At 54.8% G+C, this 16,463-nt stretch carries 14 protein-coding genes and 1 tRNA gene; 9 read left to right on the top strand and 6 right to left on the bottom strand.

Translation table 11 applies throughout. From position 1 onward, the window contains the following. Positions 1-793, top strand: a 793-nt coding sequence (locus ACN0WW_RS09160; RefSeq protein WP_417611654.1) for a hypothetical protein, incomplete at its 5' end; no start/stop codon positions are given. 385 nt (positions 794-1,178) lie between these two features. Here the strand turns inward: ACN0WW_RS09160 and ACN0WW_RS09155 are convergent. Next, a complete protein-coding gene (locus tag ACN0WW_RS09155; protein ID WP_417611652.1) occupies positions 1,179-1,982 on the bottom strand; it encodes a hypothetical protein in 804 nt (267 codons plus the stop codon). A gap of 919 nt (positions 1,983-2,901) precedes the next feature. Between ACN0WW_RS09155 and ACN0WW_RS09150 the strand changes: the two genes are divergently transcribed. From ACN0WW_RS09150 to ACN0WW_RS09130, 5 genes are all read left to right on the top strand, one after another. After that, entirely contained in the window at positions 2,902-3,900 is a 999-nt protein-coding gene (locus tag ACN0WW_RS09150; RefSeq protein WP_417611650.1) for a hypothetical protein, read from the top strand. Between the two features lie 564 nt (positions 3,901-4,464). Further along, positions 4,465-5,451: a hypothetical protein gene (locus ACN0WW_RS09145; protein ID WP_417611648.1), complete on the top strand. Its 987-nt coding sequence runs from the start codon at positions 4,465-4,467 to the stop codon at positions 5,449-5,451. Positions 5,452-5,453: 2 nt separating this feature from the next. Next, positions 5,454-6,581 carry an SEC-C domain-containing protein gene (locus ACN0WW_RS09140; protein ID WP_417611646.1) on the top strand — a complete coding sequence of 376 codons (1,128 nt, stop codon included), beginning with the start codon at positions 5,454-5,456 and terminating at the stop codon, positions 6,579-6,581. A gap of 324 nt (positions 6,582-6,905) precedes the next feature. Further along, complete coding sequence (locus tag ACN0WW_RS09135) at positions 6,906-7,982, top strand: hypothetical protein (RefSeq protein WP_417611644.1); 1,077 nt, start codon at positions 6,906-6,908, stop codon at positions 7,980-7,982. Next, the gene (locus tag ACN0WW_RS09130; RefSeq protein WP_417611642.1) at positions 7,979-8,863 is read left to right on the top strand and encodes an HNH endonuclease; all 885 of its coding nucleotides are present in this window, start codon (positions 7,979-7,981) and stop codon (positions 8,861-8,863) included. The genes ACN0WW_RS09135 and ACN0WW_RS09130 overlap by 4 nt, the downstream gene beginning before the upstream one ends. A gap of 520 nt (positions 8,864-9,383) precedes the next feature. Here the strand turns inward: ACN0WW_RS09130 and ACN0WW_RS09125 are convergent. The 5 genes from ACN0WW_RS09125 to ACN0WW_RS09105 form a co-directional block, all read right to left on the bottom strand. Beyond that, positions 9,384-9,460 (bottom strand) — tRNA-Arg (locus tag ACN0WW_RS09125). Positions 9,461-9,543: 83 nt separating this feature from the next. Continuing rightward, entirely contained in the window at positions 9,544-9,951 is a 408-nt protein-coding gene (locus tag ACN0WW_RS09120; protein ID WP_417611640.1) for a hypothetical protein, read from the bottom strand. A 114-nt stretch (positions 9,952-10,065) separates the two neighbouring features. Continuing rightward, positions 10,066-10,707, bottom strand: coding sequence for an endonuclease III (nth, locus tag ACN0WW_RS09115; protein ID WP_417611638.1), 642 nt, complete (start codon positions 10,705-10,707; stop codon positions 10,066-10,068). A 164-nt stretch (positions 10,708-10,871) separates the two neighbouring features. Further along, positions 10,872-11,117: a hypothetical protein gene (locus ACN0WW_RS09110; protein ID WP_417611636.1), complete on the bottom strand. Its 246-nt coding sequence runs from the start codon at positions 11,115-11,117 to the stop codon at positions 10,872-10,874. A 241-nt stretch (positions 11,118-11,358) separates the two neighbouring features. Further along, positions 11,359-12,537: an acyltransferase family protein gene (locus tag ACN0WW_RS09105; RefSeq protein ID WP_417611634.1), complete on the bottom strand. Its 1,179-nt coding sequence runs from the start codon at positions 12,535-12,537 to the stop codon at positions 11,359-11,361. 102 nt (positions 12,538-12,639) lie between these two features. Here ACN0WW_RS09105 and ACN0WW_RS09100 point away from each other — a divergent pair, with 102 nt between their 5' ends. From ACN0WW_RS09100 to ACN0WW_RS09090, 3 genes are all read left to right on the top strand, one after another. Further along, positions 12,640-13,458, top strand: coding sequence for a LytTR family DNA-binding domain-containing protein (locus tag ACN0WW_RS09100; RefSeq protein WP_417611632.1), 819 nt, complete (start codon positions 12,640-12,642; stop codon positions 13,456-13,458). Positions 13,459-13,529: 71 nt separating this feature from the next. Beyond that, positions 13,530-14,057, top strand: a complete 528-nt coding sequence (locus ACN0WW_RS09095) for a hypothetical protein (protein ID WP_417611630.1) — start codon at positions 13,530-13,532, stop codon at positions 14,055-14,057. A gap of 333 nt (positions 14,058-14,390) precedes the next feature. Then, positions 14,391-16,460: a TPR end-of-group domain-containing protein gene (locus tag ACN0WW_RS09090; RefSeq protein WP_417611628.1), complete on the top strand. Its 2,070-nt coding sequence runs from the start codon at positions 14,391-14,393 to the stop codon at positions 16,458-16,460. Positions 16,461-16,463 lie beyond the last annotated feature (3 nt).

Raw genomic sequence — 16,463 nt, 5'->3', positions numbered from 1 at the left:
CCCCATTATCTCGCCGAAAGGACTGGCCCGCCCACGCACCTCAGGCACAATCGAAGGTAGCGTTAGACAACTGCGCGCAGCAATTAACTTTGCCTTTAAGGCACGCAAATTGCCGCATGTGGCGGACTTCGAGGTAAAATCGGCAAACGAGGTAAGTCGGTCGCCATGGTTCCGCGCAAACGAAGCTCAACTGGTGCAAATGTTCCGCCATGCCTTGGTTCTAGATCATCCTGATACGGCGACAGACAAGCAGTTGATCAAATGGAGGCGGGAGCGCGAAGAATTGTTGAATTTTCTTCGATTGAGCGTTGCCACTTGGGCGAGACCAGATGCGGTATTTGATTTTTCAACGGCTCCAGAACGCGATCAATGGCAGTCGCATGCGGGGTATATAAATCTCAATCCCAAGGGCCGGGCGCAGACAAAAAAATATCGTCCCCTAATTCCTGCATCCAGACAGATGGTCGCACTGCTGGACGCCAATGAAGGCCCCTTCATCAAGGTCAAATCAGTAAGAACTGCCTTTCGTCAGATGGTCACGACCTTAGACTTTCCGGTCGATGGCCAGAGCGGAATGAAGCTGATCCGCCGGAGTGTCTCCACCCTTCTAAGACCGATCTTGGACGACAGTGGTCAATGGCATCAAGGTCGGATGATGATGGGACATGTAAAACCGAATGAGTCCGATAAATACGCAACACCGTATCATCCAAAATACATGTCTCACGCGTTATCCGCTACAGAGGCTTTGATTGATCGGATTGAAGAAGCGGCGCCCGGGGCATTTTCATAAACTTTTGAATTCTTGGGTCTGCAGGTTTAGTTGCCTTTATTTTTCGGTTGGCTAGGTAAGACCTCATCGTTGCGAAGGCTGCGCGGCCAATTTCCTTATTCCGCGCGACTGCATTAGAAATTATATTCTTTCCTGAATGCGCTCCCCATTGCGGTTGCTTTGCGAATTACAGATCCATTCGTATGACCTTGCATGGATCCGTATGTGGAAAAGCGCAGGCTGCGCCAAGCAGAGCATCAATAGAATCGAAGACCGTGGCTGATGTGATTCTCACGTTCTCAGCAGAGGAGAAATACGTTTTCGGGACAGCCGCCTTGATTACCTTCGCACCGATAGTCGAAGCAATTCAACAATCATGTGAAAATTGGTTTCGATAAAGGCACTTTTATTTTCGCGGAATGTGTAGATTAGCCAATATTACTGTAGGATCAGAATTTTTAGGATATGTCAGAATCGAGCGTCCATTGCCTATCCTCCAGACTGCAGGCCTAGGCTTATATTTGGCTCTATCGCGCGCACCTTTGCCAAGGCTGCGGCTAACCCCGGTCCGCGGCCCCACGATAGTTCCCTGTTGCAAAACCTCGAGGATGCCGAAGCGATAAGCCTCTCGGGGGTCAATTCCTTTCAGCAAATATTTGCGGATAGATACACTGCTGCGAGCAACTTGAATGTCTACTGAGCTGTCGGGCGCCGGTTCATGGTTTTGTGACCGCTTTCGTGGCGGATCTCCCCTGTTTTCCAAGCTTGTAATCCAGCGCGGAACGAGATCTGTAAATTCTTCGATCAATTGCTTAGGCACATGAACCTGCCAGTGCACATGATTATGTCCGTGTTCAGGGTCTTGCTCGCGGCTATACACATAGGTCGGGGGAACGCATATCTCCAGCTGCTTGCACCTAGTCCTCAACCACCGGCAGAACCGCTGGTTCCTTAGCTCTTTGAAGTTGTCTTGGCCCGTTTCGGTAAGATCCCAATTGATCGTCACATACATATTGAGCTCGAAATCCGAATTAACGTTGCTGGTGGGATACTTCCTTACTGACTGTTGCCCGCCAACCTGCTTTGCAAATCTCGTCGCGTGATGAAGATTGCGAGCTGCAGCACGGCTAATATACTTTGATGATTTAGTTTTTTTGGGTTTTCTAGAATGTTGCACGATGATCTCTAAGTTTGTTCCTGTAATAGACATAGAGCTCTTAGGATGATGAGGTTGCTTTACAAAGGCACGTTTTAAGCAGTGATCCAATCTGGCACAGATTTGATCTAGGTATTGGGAACTAACAAATCGAGATGCTGTATCCGCAATCGGGCGCATTTCGGGCCGACGGCAATTGGGCCGTTTGCGGACCTTCCGCTTTTGGTATAATGGTGCGGATTAGCTGCCAGTGTTCATGTAATCAAACCCGCCCTGCCTATATTGGAGAACGAACTTAGTTTTCCGGACCAAGGCGAGATTTGTGGCGCGAAAGAAAGGAATTTGAATCATAACCAGCGAGAAAATCACGCAGGTTGAAGTGGCTATCGCACAGGCTGGTTCTGAGGATTTCACAGTTCACGCAGGTGCCACGCTCGAACTAATGTCGAACCAAGCAAGGGCCGGGGAGTTGGAAGAAATGAGCCGGACCCTGCTAGCGCACATTGCTCACCACCCCGCTGACGAGCGTCATATCGTCAACCTTGTGCCGGCCAAGATTCTTAACCAGTATATTTATCTCAATCGAGGTCTCTCAGTGCGCGCCGTCAAATGTTGGCTAGAGCAAAACCCGAGTTGGCCTGAAAGACTAAGGCAGGCAGCATCGGAACCAAAGCGCCTTGCTCGAACTGCGAGTGCAATGGCGGATGCGGTAGGCCGCGAGGAGATCGACTAGTCAGGCGATCAGCCAGCATTGCGACCTAACGCATGCACCTGCACCATTCAACTGCTCAGCGCAGTATACACTCAACCCGACTTTAGCATTTCAAATCCCCATGCATCTCTTACAAAATTGGAAAGCTTGAAGGGGGCCGCAAAGAGACAGTATGGTGTCGAGAGGAGACCGGGGTGTCGAGCGCAATTGACTACATTGCCTCCAACATTCTCGAGCCCTGGCAGAAGGAAGAACGCTGAGATGAGTATTAGAGACGAACTGCTGGCGGACAAGGGAAGCATAATTAAAGAGATGTTTCTCCACACCGCAGATGAAAACTACATCACGGCGCGCTGGTGTTGGCATAATCGGTTGATGACCGACTTTTTCTGGAATTCGGTCCACTCGCTCGAAAAATATATGAAGGCTGTGCTGCTTTACAACGGTCGCTCGGCGAAGAAGTTTGGTCATAACCTTGTCAGTCTCTATGATGAGGTTTCGGTGATTGCAGGTCCGCTTCTGCCTGCACAATTAACACAGCCGCAACGTTACACCGGGTTCTGGGTTGTTTTCACGCCGCGCCAATTTCTGGAAAAGCTTGACCAGAACGGTAATGCCGAGAATCGCTATCTGACTTATGGCTTCGCTCAGCACGCGTTTTATCTGCCGATGCTCGATATGATGGTTTGTCAAATCCGGCGGCTGATTGTGCCGCTCGATGCGCCAGTCGTTCGCGCTAACGATGGCAGCCCGCGCCCGTCCAATCGAGACATCCTGAAGCGGCAGCCAAATTATGCGTTCAACCTAATGGAAGCGTTGGAGAGGACCATTGCGGCGGACGGCAGCGAGGCACGGCAGGCCCTGCTAAATGGGAATCTCGCCTTCGCTCCGTCCAATTATCCACATCCACCATTCTACGAAGGGGCCTCGGCTCGCAATCCTGTGCTGCTGCGCCGGGTTCTCACCCCCCTTCGGAGCGATCGCGAGGACAACGTCAGGCAAGGTTATTGGATGGCTGATTGGGTTCTCACTCATACGTTTCAGTCGCGTCAGGTAAGACTCGAGATTGAGGAAGCCATGCGGGGTGCTCTCAAAGCACATCCGGAGATGGCCGCATCGCTCGACATCGCTGGCCAGAGAACTCAAGTGGCCGCGAGCCCAAGCGTCAGCCCGTCGTATCAAACGGCTCCATCGCGCAAACTGGGCGTATTCGCTCTTTTGCTAGGAGTGGCCGCACTGCCTTTCGTTTTTCGTCGTTAGATTCATCCAAACAGCTCTTCCTTCAACGCCAAGCGGCGTCCTGATACGACTGTAGTCGGAGCAGCGTCTCTTTCCCTCCCATCGCCGCACCGATTGGGTTTAAACGTGGGCCGGTTGGATACTGTCCGGTAAAAAGAGTGGGATTAAGCAAAGCTGCCATTTGGTCGAACCGACGGGATGGTCTGCAACCGCCTGAATTTCGATCATTCCGGACACCCATTGAATATAAGGAAGCCACCACTTATTTATGTGGCTCGTGAGGGTGCGACCTGGGAGAATGCCAACTCCCTTTATTGTGATGTAACTTCGCTTATAAAGCGCCAACTTCACATGGGTAATAAGCATCTAATTAGGGGGGCTTGAACAATGGAGCTGCACGAGCTTCCGCCTAAAAACGGAGTAACGCGGGCCTATTGCGAAACCTGCTGCGGTCCCCTCGATCTTATCTTCGCACCATTTCGGGAGGCAGTGTCCGGCATCAAAATCGACATGGAAGGCTTGCCGACGCTGCAATGCCCAGCGTGCGGCTGGAGGACACTACCAGACCGCACCCGATATTCGATTATGCGTGCACACGAAATAGCCACGAAAGAAGGCGTCCCGATCTTCAAAAGCAAGCGCAACAAGATCACCGAAGATTTCGGCTTTACCGACGTGCCGTTCAACTATGATCCTGACGATTTCTATTATTACCCCGGTCTCGAGCGTCCGTGGAATAAGGGCTTCTTGACCCCGGTATATTTCAACCGAATGGTGCTTGCAAAATTTGACTCCGATCCGACCTATCTCGTTCGCTATGCGTCGCCCACTTATGGTGACATATTTGGAGAGGGGTTCTCTATCGCATTCGGCATCAATCGGCACGGCCATTTGATCATGTGGCTCGGCGACATTGCGAAACTCCCGAAGCCTGAACAGTATTATTTGGTGAGCGAAAACCGACCATCTGACCACTGTCTCGCCAGCGAATTCTACGACGGTCAGATTGAGTGCATCTTCACCGAACCACCAAGCGAGACCCTGTTATTCGCAGCCCGATCCGATTTTCTTGCGTCCGCCTTTAACTTCTGGGGCGTCAAACTCGCGCGTCTCGACGACGAGGTGCTCGAACTCGCAGGGCAGTTGACCCGCCCGGTCCACGACACACCCGCACAGCGCCACGCTGTCTCGGACAATTTGAACAAAGTTCACCTGGAATCGATCGACAACGTAGCGCTTGGCAAACTCATTGCCCGGCTGAGCATCGCTTGCAATGGAACTGGCCAGCTGAAGCGCCTCCAAGCGCTACTCGAAAGTATCGCTGACAATGCCCAAGTCTACGCATTGATGACACCCTTCTACACGCTCTACGATTTTCGGGTTTCCTATTCGCATCTCGGTTCTGCTGAAGGCGCGGCAGACAGGATGAAGTCGGTCACAGATCGACTTAGCCTCTCCGAGGATGCTGCCGCTGCCGATATATACGACCGGCTCCTCGAACAGATGATGAAATCCTATTCCTCCCTGACCAATCTGATAATTGGTGCGCTTCCGCGCGAAGGAGAAATCTAGCGATGCACAACCGTGCTGTCATGAAGGGGCGTGACAGAAACGCGCCATGTTGGTGCGGGTCCGGTCTGAAGTTCAAAAAATGCCATTATAATCGCGAAGACCAAAAAAGAGAGAACCCGTGGGATGCGGTCGCTGCAAATCGCAAGGCGTTCAACCAGAAGAAGTGCTGGGCCGAGGAAGTCGGGCTTGGTCCCTGCCAGGGTTCGATCATTCGAGCCCACACGGTCTCCAAGGGATCCAATCTCAGAAAAATCGCGAAGGATGGGCATGTGCTGCAATATGGTGCAAGCATAGAAGGCATCCGCAAGAGTGGCGGAAAGTTGTCGGTCAAATCGATCGGTATCAATGAGGCATCAGTCTTCAATGGATTCTGCGCTTACCATGACCAGACGCTCTTTTCCTGCATCGAGAACGAGCCATATTCCGGCTGCCCCGATCAGAATTTGGCGGTCGCCTATCGGACATTGAGCCGTGAGCTCTTCGGCAAGGATGCCATGGCGGAGTTGAAGACCATTCTTCGCGGCGCTGACAAAGGTCATGACTTGTCGGCTCAAATAAGTCTTCAAGCCCTCATCGGGGAGCTAGACTTGGGCAATGCGGCTGCGAGAAGGGAATTGAGGGCGACGCATGATGCCCTGACCGACGCGCTCGTCCATCAGCGGCCGGCGGCGCTTCGCTCGTTGGTCATCGAGTTCGATGGCCGGCTTCCCTTTATGTTTGCGGGAGCATGGTCCCCTTTCACCGACCTTTATGGTGCCCCACTTCAAAACGGCTATGTGGACGAGTTGCTCGAGCAGGTCGTCTTCGCATCCTTTGCCGGCGATCCGAGTGACTTCATTTGTGTGTCGTGGCGCGACACTCCCCGTGCGCCTGGAAAGGACATCGCCGATCAAATCAACGAGCTATCTGGAGACCAGAAGGCAAAGTTTTGCCTTCAGTTCGTTGTCAAACATATCGAAAATATCTTCTTCGACCCCGCTTGGTTTAGTCTCCTGAACCAAGGGCAGCGCGATCTTCTCGACGGTCTTGCTTTTGATGGCGTTGATGGTCTGGGTGCACCGCCCGCCGTCGCGCTCAAGCCAGATATAGAGTTTGTTCTCCCCCAAGCCATCTGCTCGACGTGGGTCTGATCTCCATTTGAAAGAATTGACCTTCGACTTAAGGCGCAACTATCTCACGGGCCTCCGTTTGGCCGACGTCAGCTTTCGGGGAAAGACTGAGATCATCCGGACGACCGAGGTTGGGTGCGAAGCGGACGTAAAATCGGACTGCAGCAAATGTCCGGAAATGGGCCGATTTCCGATTGTCCGGTTACCGGCAGGAAAACAGATATAGCTGCCTCCCCTTTGGATGGGGAGTGGAGCCAGCTATCGACCAAGTCCGGTCATCGTCGGCAGGGCTTTGAACGGTTATAGGAACTGGACGGGAAACAAGGGCGCCTTTATACCTTCAGCATGACATTCAAGGCAGACGTTCTTCGAATTTTGATCGCTTCACCCTCCGACCTAACGGAGGAGCGGGCGACTGCGATAGCGGTAATTAACGCCTGGAACGCGTTTCATTCAGCGGCAGAAAAGGTCGTTCTCCTGCCAGTCGCTTGGGAGTCCCACTCGCGGCCAGCCTTCGGCGATAGGCCCCAAGCCATTCTGAACGATCAATTAGGTGATGATTGCGACATCCTGCTCGGCATGTTCTGGGCCAGACTAGGAAGCGACACAGGTAAAGCGCCGTCCGGGACCGTTGAAGAGATCGACAGGACGGCCGACGCCGGCCGGCCGGTCATGATCTACTTTTCCGATCGCCCCGTGGCGCCCAGCCGAATCAATCTGGATCAGATGGGGAAGCTCGCCGCGTTCAAAGCCGAGACGATGTCCCAGGCCCTTATCGGATCATTCGCCTCGCTCGACGAATTGCGTTCGACGCTCGCTCGGGATCTGATGGCACAAATACGCGAAATGCGAGGCAAGCGCATATCGGCGCGACTGAGCGGTATCGACCGTGCAACGAAGGTCACGGAATTGCTGGTCCTCCATAAGCAGCATGCCATCTCGCCGCAGGAATATCGCGATTTTGATGACGCGCTGCGTGGGCCGAAGCGTTCGTCAGGGATCAGCGCCAATCCCGCTGCCTATGAGGGGCAGACGGGGCCTAACGGCCATCCCGTCGGTCTCGATGATGCGAGCAATCTCGTCGAGTGGATTCCTGACGATGATGATCCCTCATCAACTTGGCCGCTCATACTACGTCGGAACGACGACGCCATCCACAAGGCTTACAGCGAGTTTTGGGACAAGGTCTGGTGGAACCGCCATAAAAATTGGATTTATCGGCTTGAGAGCGGGCAAGAGGAGCTGCGCGAGGGACAAGAAGCTGTGCTCGAGAAGGCCAAGAAGGCAGCTAGGCGCATCGAACGCAAATACGGAAAAAGGAACCTTGGCTGGGATGATTTTAACTGGGGTTTGCTGAGCGGCCGCATGTCAGCGTTGGCGTGGGTTACCGGCATGGAATGGGACGAAAGTTTGGATACGTGACGCAAGCTATCGACGATTTTGAACCGGCGGAGCATAGTCATACGCCCGCCGGCTGGCCGATAGAGGTCGTAGAGTTCAATCCAAGCGGTAAGGCGTCTAAAAAATATGGCGATGATGTCTATCGCTTTGGCGCTGCTCTTACGCTGAGCGTGATCCTACCCCGGCGAGGGTGGACACTTGTCAAGCAGACCAAGAACTATGCATATTTGCGGCCACCCGCTGAGCACCCCACCCCACCCTTCCGCATATCGATCGCTGTTCCGACGCCGGCGGAATGCGTGGCGCTTGCCGAATGTAGCTATGCCCGGGGTAAATCGTGGATGGGTCAGCTTGGCGAATGGCCAGCCTGGTATACACACGAGCGCAACCGTGACATGCGCCGGCTATGGCGAAATCCGGCGACGGGCGAAATGGAATCGGAAATTCACCTCAGCCCACCCGAGTCCAGCCTCCACATCGGGGAATGGGGCATATGGGAAGCGAAGGCTACCGGAGAGAATGGGCACTTTGCCTTCGGAATCTTCGCGCCATCCCTAGCAGCGACCGACGCCCATCTCATTGAGGGCGCCATCAAGCCGGTCGAACTTACAGTCTATGAGCGTAATCCCGAGGCGCGCCGTCTGTGCATCGCGCATTATGGTCCGAAATGTCAGGCATGCGGCCTGACCTACGAGGAGAAATATGGCGAGATTGGTGCCGGACTCATTCATGTGCATCACATCACGCCGCTATCGGCTATCGGCGAAACCTATGAGGTTGACCCCGTCCGCGACCTAATACCGCTCTGTGCAACCTGCCACCATGTCGCACATCGAAGAGATCCGCCTTTTACAATTGCGGGGATCAGGTATGCGATTCAGAGACAGGCCGAGAAGCTTTAGGCTGTGGCCACGCCATGGTGGGTCTTGTGACCAAGGCCTTAGCGGTGAACTTTCGCGCTAATACCGACTCCTACCACGCAACAGTTCAGACCCTCACCGGTGCGACCCGCCATACTTTCGATTTTGACCCATCGGTGAGGAAACGTTCCGGCTTGGTCATTCCTTAGCTAACGCCCATCGCTTTCGGAATGAATGGTCCCGCCGGAAGCAGTCATGCACCTGGATCAACAGGAACGGCAAAAATGTCGCAGTCTCGGTTCCTCACAGTGTTCATCGGCATGTATTACAAACGACCGGTTATGAGATCTGCCTCGTTGCCGCTGAAGGACTGGGATTGGGCGCGAGGCGGAAGTTGACTTGAATTTTGATCGCAGCCTCATCGCATTGTGTCGAATAACCAAAATGTTTTTCACGCCACGGACGTCTGTTTTGAGTAACCCGAATCCCGATGTTCTCCTTGATTACACCGGAGAAACACCGGAGTTCCAAATAGCTCTAACTCAAGAAATGGCAGAAAAGGTGGTGCACCCGACAGAATTCGAATCTGTGACCTCTGCCTTCGGAGGGCAGCGCTCTATCCAGCTGAGCTACGGGTGCCAGGGCGTGTATCGCCGAACGGGCGTTTAGCAGCGACTTTGCCGCTTTGCCAACCAATTATTTGGGCGGTGCCCCGGCCGGCGCTAGTCCTCGTGCTGATCTTTGCGGGTTTTTTCGATTTTCTGGAATTTGCCCAGGCCGCAAGCGCCGCGCGTGTCGAGACGGCCAGCCGTCTGGTCGAGCACATGGATGATATCAACATTGCACAGCTGGTTGGTCGACGTCTTGTACGAGAAGGCGTCTTCAAAGCCGAGGCCGCTGCATTTGTTGGGCAGTGTATTGCGGTAGATATCGCCATTGTTCATCTTGAAATCGATGGTTTTGTCGTCGATTACATCAGTCGACCGGATGCTTGAACGCCGAATGCAGCTTTCCGGTTCGCCGACGGTCTTGATTTCATAGGGCTCGTCTTTGCTCGCCTTTTCGGCGGCGAACGCCATGCTGCCGGCGGCCAGTGCTGAGGCTATGATGATTGTGGTGGGCAAGCGCATGATCTTCTCCTGTTGATGGTTGCGATTTGCCGGAAATTTACGCCTCGTGACATTTCACGAAGCTGAATGGGTTCCGCGCCGTCGTTAAATTGAGCGGCTTTTTCTGGATGGGCCTCAATCCGGCGCCGGCGTCTTTTTCTTGAACCGGCACAGGTCCGCCACCGGGCAACGCCAGCATTCGGGCGTCCGCGCCTTGCAGATATAGCGCCCGTGCAGGATCAGCCAGTGATGGGCATGGACGCGGAACGGCGCCGGTGTCTGTTTCTCCAGCTTCTTCTCCACCGCCAGCACCGTCTTGCCCGGTGCCAGTCCGGTGCGGTTGCCGACCCGGAAGATATGCGTGTCCACGGCAAAGGTCTCGGCTCCAAAGGCGCAGTTCATCACCACATTGGCGGTCTTGCGTCCGACTCCGGGCAGCTTGGTGAGCTCGTCCCGATCCGCCGGAACCTCGCCGCCATAGTCCGCGATCAGCATCTCCGACAGCGCGATCACATTCTTCGCCTTCGTGTTGTAGAGCCCGATCGTCTTGATATGCTCTTTCAGCCCGTCAAGCCCGAGATCGACCATCTGTTGCGGCGTCTTGACCGCGGCGAACAGCTGGCGGGTGGCCTTGTTTACGCCGATGTCGGTCGACTGGGCGGAGAGCGCCACCGCGACCACCAGCTGATAGGTGTTGCCGTAATTGAGTTCGGTCTCCGGCGACGGATTATCGGCGGCAAGACGGGAGTAGAATTCGAAGATATCGGCTTTTTTCATGGCTGTTGTCATGGCCGCCCGCGACCGAAAATACAATCATCCGGACAGGCCGTCTTCACAAGATGCCTATCTGGTCCAGCACCCCAACGGCAATGCCGGTCGATCTTCTAAGCAAAAAAAACGGGGCATGGAGCCCCGTTTCTCATAATTCGATGTCAATAAGCTCAGGGGCTTACAGGATCGGTCGACTCAGCAATGAGAAAAAAACCGCCGATTACGGCGGCTGATGCCAAAATACCAATCAGGGCACCGTTTCCGCCTTCGACTTTCGAAGCGTCGTCACTTTTTGCCGATACGCGTTCGATTTTCGCTGCGGCTGGCTTTGCAGCGCTCTGCTGCGACTGAGCCAAAGCTGGCGCGGCAACCAACGAGGTTGCAGCGATGCAGGCTGCCAATTTACCAAATTTCATTTCGTATTCTCCGAATTTTCGCACAAAAAAGCTAAACTTGATGCTTCAGTTACCGTTGAGACCAATATTCAAAGCCAATGTCAACAATAAACAGGATGATCATGACGATAGCCAAAATGTGTCACAATATAGTGACAGTCTAGCAGACGAAGCGAATCCCTGGTCCGATAAGCCTTCATCGCAAGAGCCGCTCCACTGCTGCGATGGCGAGGATCCGGCTCCGCGAGACGCTTTACCTCAGTCATCCGGCTTTGTCCGTGCCGGGCTGCCTCGGCGACAAGCCGATCCACACGCGTAGCACCGGCATGCGCCGCCCGAGGTCGAAAAACAGCCAGCATCCGGCCATGGTGATCACAATCAGCAGCGGCGCCTCGATCGCCAGCGGCAAACGCAGCTCGTCAAGATAATGGCCAGCGACCACAATGATCGTCTGATGGATCAGGTAGAAGGGGAAGACCGCTTGGGTCAGGATTGGCCGCCAGCGTCCGTCGATGCCGCGCAGATAGCGGTGCGCTAGCCCGATCGCCGCGACGATCGCACACCAGGCGTCGAGTTCGCGCACGCCGCGCATCGTCAGTTGCAGCCACTCCGGCGGCGGCTGAAGGTCGGAATAGCTGCTGAAATAGCTGACCAGCGCCGCCCAGCATGACAGGGACACAGCCAGCGCGATCCAGCGTAGTCGCACGCAGCGATCAAAGAAGGGCTGGTGCTTGGCGATCGCGAAGCCGAACAGAAACATGCCGAAATAGAGCGCATGCAGATACCAGTCATCACGGAAATCGTGGCTTTCGCCAAAGATCGGGAACAGGGTCAGGCGCAGCGCCGCCATATAGAGCCATGGCCCGATGGTCAGCAGCGGACCGGCGATCAGCGCACTGGCTGCTGACGGCACCCGTCTCAGCAGCGGGAGGATCAGCACCAGCGCCAGCGTGTAGAGGATCAGATAGGCGACAAACCACATATGATTATAGGTCGGGGTGATCAGACAGCCGTCGGCGTCGCACCAGTTGCCCGTGCCGGTGACATATTTGATGTAGAAATCATCCAGCCAGCCACCGTGCCCCGCCGGCAGACCCTGCGCCGCCTGCAACGCCTCGACAATCTCGAAATAGGACTGCGGCGGCACGATCACGAACATCGCCAGCAGCAGCGGCGGCCACAGCCGGCGCATGCGCAGCGCAATGAACGATGTCAGGGTCATCTTGTCCGCCATGAACCGCGTCGCGGCCCCGGCAATCACAAACAGCAGCGTCAGCCGCCAGGGGTTGGTCAGCATCATCAGCGGTTCCATCGCATCGCTCGCGAAGCGCGACTTCACGTGCCAGCTCCAGCTCACGTAGAACATCCCGCAATGATAGAATATCAGCAGGCCGAACGCGATGATGCGAAGCCAGTCAAGGTCGTAGCGGCGGTTGGTCATGGCGGTGTGTCTCCTTCTCCGCCGCGGTCTTGCGCCCCCTTTGCCAGCGGCCTATAGCTAAGCCGTACAAGGCGGGCAGCCGGGACGAACGGGAATTTCGCGGTGACAAAAGGCAGCACAGCAGGGACGAGCGGCTGGGCCCGGGACGAGTGGCGGCCCTGGCTGGCGGTCGTTTTTGTCAGTGTGCTGATGGTCTTGGTCAACGCCACATCGGGCATCATGGAGGGCGCTGGCGATCATTGGAGCGAACCGGTCCTGTGGGAGCTGACCAGCGCGATCATCATCATTGGCCTTGCGCCGCTGATCGGTCGGGCAGTGAAGCGATGGCCGCCCCGGGCAGGCAATCTGCCGGGCTTCGTCCTGATTCACCTCGCGCTGACGATACCCTTCGCGCTGGCCCATATTGCTTTCATCTTCGTCACCCGCGAAACCGCCTACCTGCTGGCCGGCGCGCGCTATGGGTTCTTCGACAACGGCGTCGCGATCACCATGCTCTATGAATGGCGCAAGGACGTTCTCGTCTATGCCGCGATCGCCGCGACCTACTGGACCTTTGGCTATATCGCGGAGCGCAACCGGCTCGCTGCATCGCCGCCCGCCGACGATCGGATCCAGCTGCAGGATGGCGGCGCCGCCGTGTTCCTGGCACCCGGCGAAATCAGCCATGTCGAAGCCGCCGGCAATTATGTCGAGTTTCACACCGCCGCCAAATCGCATCTGGTGCGGGGCACGCTGGCCTCCTGGGAACAGCGGCTGCTGGCGCGGGGCTTTGTCCGGGTGCACCGCTCGCGGCTGGTCAACCGCAGCAAGATCGCCGCGCTGACCCCGACCCGGTCCGGCGACCTGGAGATAGCCCTGCTCGACGGGCGCACCGTCGCCGGCAGCCGCCGCTATCGAACCCAACTGACCGAGCATAGCTGAAAATTGAGCTGCAACCGCCGCCGATTTTGAGGACAGCGGGAACCGATTAAAATGTTGCGCGTAGATCGGCCATGGGAAAGCGAAAAAGAACGCCAGCGGAGATTTTTTCCTATCTGACCATCGCCTTGTCCGTGTCCTGTCTGTCAGGACTGGCGATGGGCCACGCCACCGAGCGATCGATGCAGGCGCGCCTCTCGGTCAGTCCGCCCTCTGATCCGGTCGAACGCTATGCGCTGGGGCAAAATGCCTACAAGACCAGCAACGCCGCAATTCCGATCACACGGTCCGCACCGCCCGCCTATACCGACGTCAGCTACGAAATCGGCCGCTATAAAAATGGCGCGCGGATCCTGACGCCAGCAGAACCCGCCCGCAAGATCGACCGCCTGCGACTGGAACGGCTGCAGGCCTGGAATGACGAAAATTTTGGCGACGACAGCGGGCTATATGACGATGGCTTTGATGACGAGGGAACCGATTACGCTGAAGCTGAAATCGACGATTACGCACCGATTGATGTCGGCGCCGTCATCGACGCCCCCGAAGCCACGACCCGCCCCGTGCTGATACAAATAGCTACCAGCAGCAGCGACCACTAGGCCGAAGACCGGGAAATTCCAGTCCCATAAAAACAAACCCTCAATGACCTTCTCCCTTAAGGGAGAAGGATACGAAGCCTTATCCAAAGGATTAGCCGAAGTTGGATGAGGGTGCACGACCGGTCGGCTGCCGTGAGTTCATGGTCCGGTAGACCAACACCCAGCTCTGACTAAACCGTATGTTGCCAAGTCTGCACAGCCCTCTCGCTTAAAAGCGACGGAATTGGGGGAGCACAGATGTTATTGCGACTCAGATGATAGCTTTTTTATCTGACTTCCATCGTTTGAGTAATTTGGCTATAGATATAAACTACTGTTATTTAGGGGGCTATATTGCGGTTTTTCTTGCTGCTGCTGACGCTACCGATATTGTCGGCTCAAACGACCCCCGCACCACCGGAGACCGCGCCCGCTGGACCTGTCAGCCAAGAAGAAGTCGCACAGCTGACCAGCGAATTGGAAGCGGAAAAAGAGCAGCGACGGTCAGCTGAGTTTTCCAAAGAAGTTGCTGAAGCAAAAACCGATATTTTGAAGGCGGGCAATAGTCGATTAGAAAATTGGATCGGACTCTATGGCCTGTTGATCGCGGTGATCGCAATTTTTGCGGGTTGGTTTACGCGAAGTGAAGCCAAAGAAGCACAGAAACAGGCCACCGCCGCCGCTAGTGCCGCAGGCGAAGAAGCTACCAAAGCAGCGAAATTGGAAATGCTGGAATTTAGAGACCAGGCACAGACCGTTCTGGGTGAGATCCGGAAAGATCATGCCACAGTCCGGACTTTAACAACTGATCTCCAAGAACGGGTGAACGCTCTTCCGGGAGATTCCTCTAATGAAGAGCCAGATGCGAAAGAAAAATTTGAGCTAAAAGAAGCCGTGGAATTGGTTAAAGCGAAGCCCGAAAGAGAATGGTCTGCGCAGGAATTTCGGCTCCTTTTGTACGATGCTGAATCTAATGCAAAGTCTGATGAGGATTGGGAGGAATATGTTCGCCTCGCGCAAGGTATGGCGTTTTTGCATGGTGCTGATGAAGGTGATCGAGCCTTTGCCTTGTTCGCTAAAGCGTATGGTAATGCTAAACTAGGAAAATTCGAGACTGCTTCGCTGCACTATCAGGAATATCTGAGCCAGTGCCCGAAAGATGACACGGAAACCAGATCTGGCGCACTTGTCAATTGGGGGAATGCCCTTGATGAGCAGGCACAGAGCAAAGAAGGCGCGGAAGCGGATGCATTATGGTCTTCAGCCTATGAGAAATATGCGGAAGCCTTGAAGGTTAAACCCGACATGCACGAAGCGCTGAACAATTGGGGGAGTGCCCTTGACGAGCAGGCACGGAGCAAAGAGGGCGCGGAAGCGGATGCATTATGGTCTTCAGCCTATGAGAAATATGCGGAAGCCTTGAAGATCAAACCCGACATGCAAGAAGCGCTGTTCAATTGGGGGAGTGTTCTTGCTGCTCAGGCACGGAGCAAAGAGGGCGCGGAAGCGGATGCATTATGGTCTTCAGCCTATGAGAAATATGCGGAAGCCTTGCAGGTCAAACCCGACAAACACGAAGCGCTGTTCAATTGGGGGAATGCTCTTGCTGCTCAGGCAGAGAGCAAAGAAGGCGCGGAAGCGGATGCATTATGGTCTTCAGCCTGTGAGAAATATGCAGAAGCCTTGAAGGTTAAGCCCGACAAACACGAAGCGCTGTTCAATTGGGGGAGTGCCCTTGCTGCTCAGGCACAGAGCAAAGCAGGCGCGGAAGCGGATGCATTATGGTCTTCAGCTTGTGAGAAATATGCGGAAGCCTTGCAGGTCAAACCCGACATGCACGAAGCGCTCAATAATTGGGGGATTGCCCTTGCTGCTCAGGCAGAGAGCAAAGAAGGCGCGGAAGCGGATGCATTATGGTCTTCAGCCTGTGAGAAATATGCAGAAGCCTTGAAGGTTAAGCCCGACAAACACGAAGCGCTGTTCAATTGGGGGAGTGCCCTTGCTGCTCAGGCACAGAGCAAAGCAGGCGCGGAAGCGGATGCATTATGGTCTTCAGCCTATGAGAAATATGCGGAAGCCTTGCAGATCAAACCCGACATGCACGAAGCACTCAAAAATTGGGGAGCCGAATTGATCGCGCAAGCGCATCGGGAAAAAGGCAAAAAGCGTAGCACGTTTCTGGATGAAGCCTACGATTTGCTGACTCGGACGAATGAACTGCTGGCAGGGTCAGGGAGCTATAATCTGGCATGTATCGAAGCAATGCGGGGAGATGCGGCGAATGCCGCAAAATGGCTGATCAATTGTAAAAATACGGGCTATTTGCCGGATTGTGATCATATTATGAAAGACAAAGACTTCGATAAAATCCGCGAAACATCAGAGTTCAAACAGGTTATGGAGGAAATAGGTTGTCAATGTTAGATA

Source organism: Parasphingorhabdus sp. (assembly GCF_048269865.1).
In the GTDB taxonomy this organism is placed as follows: domain Bacteria; phylum Pseudomonadota; class Alphaproteobacteria; order Sphingomonadales; family Sphingomonadaceae; genus Parasphingorhabdus.
Note: the sequence above shows the minus strand (reverse complement) of the source record. Positions and strands in the feature narration are given on the sequence as shown.

What these genes read in the sequence shown, in the direction of transcription:
- ACN0WW_RS09145 (WP_417611648.1), top strand. Translation starts at nt 4,465, where the DNA reads ATGCGTGCACACGAAATAGCCACGAAAGAAGGCGTCCCGATCTTCAAA.
- ACN0WW_RS09135 (WP_417611644.1), top strand. Translation starts at nt 6,906, where the DNA reads ATGACATTCAAGGCAGACGTTCTTCGAATTTTGATCGCTTCACCCTCC.
- ACN0WW_RS09120 (WP_417611640.1), bottom strand. Translation starts at nt 9,951, where the DNA reads ATGCGCTTGCCCACCACAATCATCATAGCCTCAGCACTGGCCGCCGGC.
- ACN0WW_RS09155 (WP_417611652.1), bottom strand. Translation starts at nt 1,982, where the DNA reads ATGTCTATTACAGGAACAAACTTAGAGATCATCGTGCAACATTCTAGA.
- nth (WP_417611638.1), bottom strand. Translation starts at nt 10,707, where the DNA reads ATGAAAAAAGCCGATATCTTCGAATTCTACTCCCGTCTTGCCGCCGAT.
- ACN0WW_RS09095 (WP_417611630.1), top strand. Translation starts at nt 13,530, where the DNA reads ATGGGAAAGCGAAAAAGAACGCCAGCGGAGATTTTTTCCTATCTGACC.
- ACN0WW_RS09150 (WP_417611650.1), top strand. Translation starts at nt 2,902, where the DNA reads ATGAGTATTAGAGACGAACTGCTGGCGGACAAGGGAAGCATAATTAAA.
- ACN0WW_RS09105 (WP_417611634.1), bottom strand. Translation starts at nt 12,537, where the DNA reads ATGACCAACCGCCGCTACGACCTTGACTGGCTTCGCATCATCGCGTTC.
- ACN0WW_RS09140 (WP_417611646.1), top strand. Translation starts at nt 5,454, where the DNA reads ATGCACAACCGTGCTGTCATGAAGGGGCGTGACAGAAACGCGCCATGT.
- ACN0WW_RS09110 (WP_417611636.1), bottom strand. Translation starts at nt 11,117, where the DNA reads ATGAAATTTGGTAAATTGGCAGCCTGCATCGCTGCAACCTCGTTGGTT.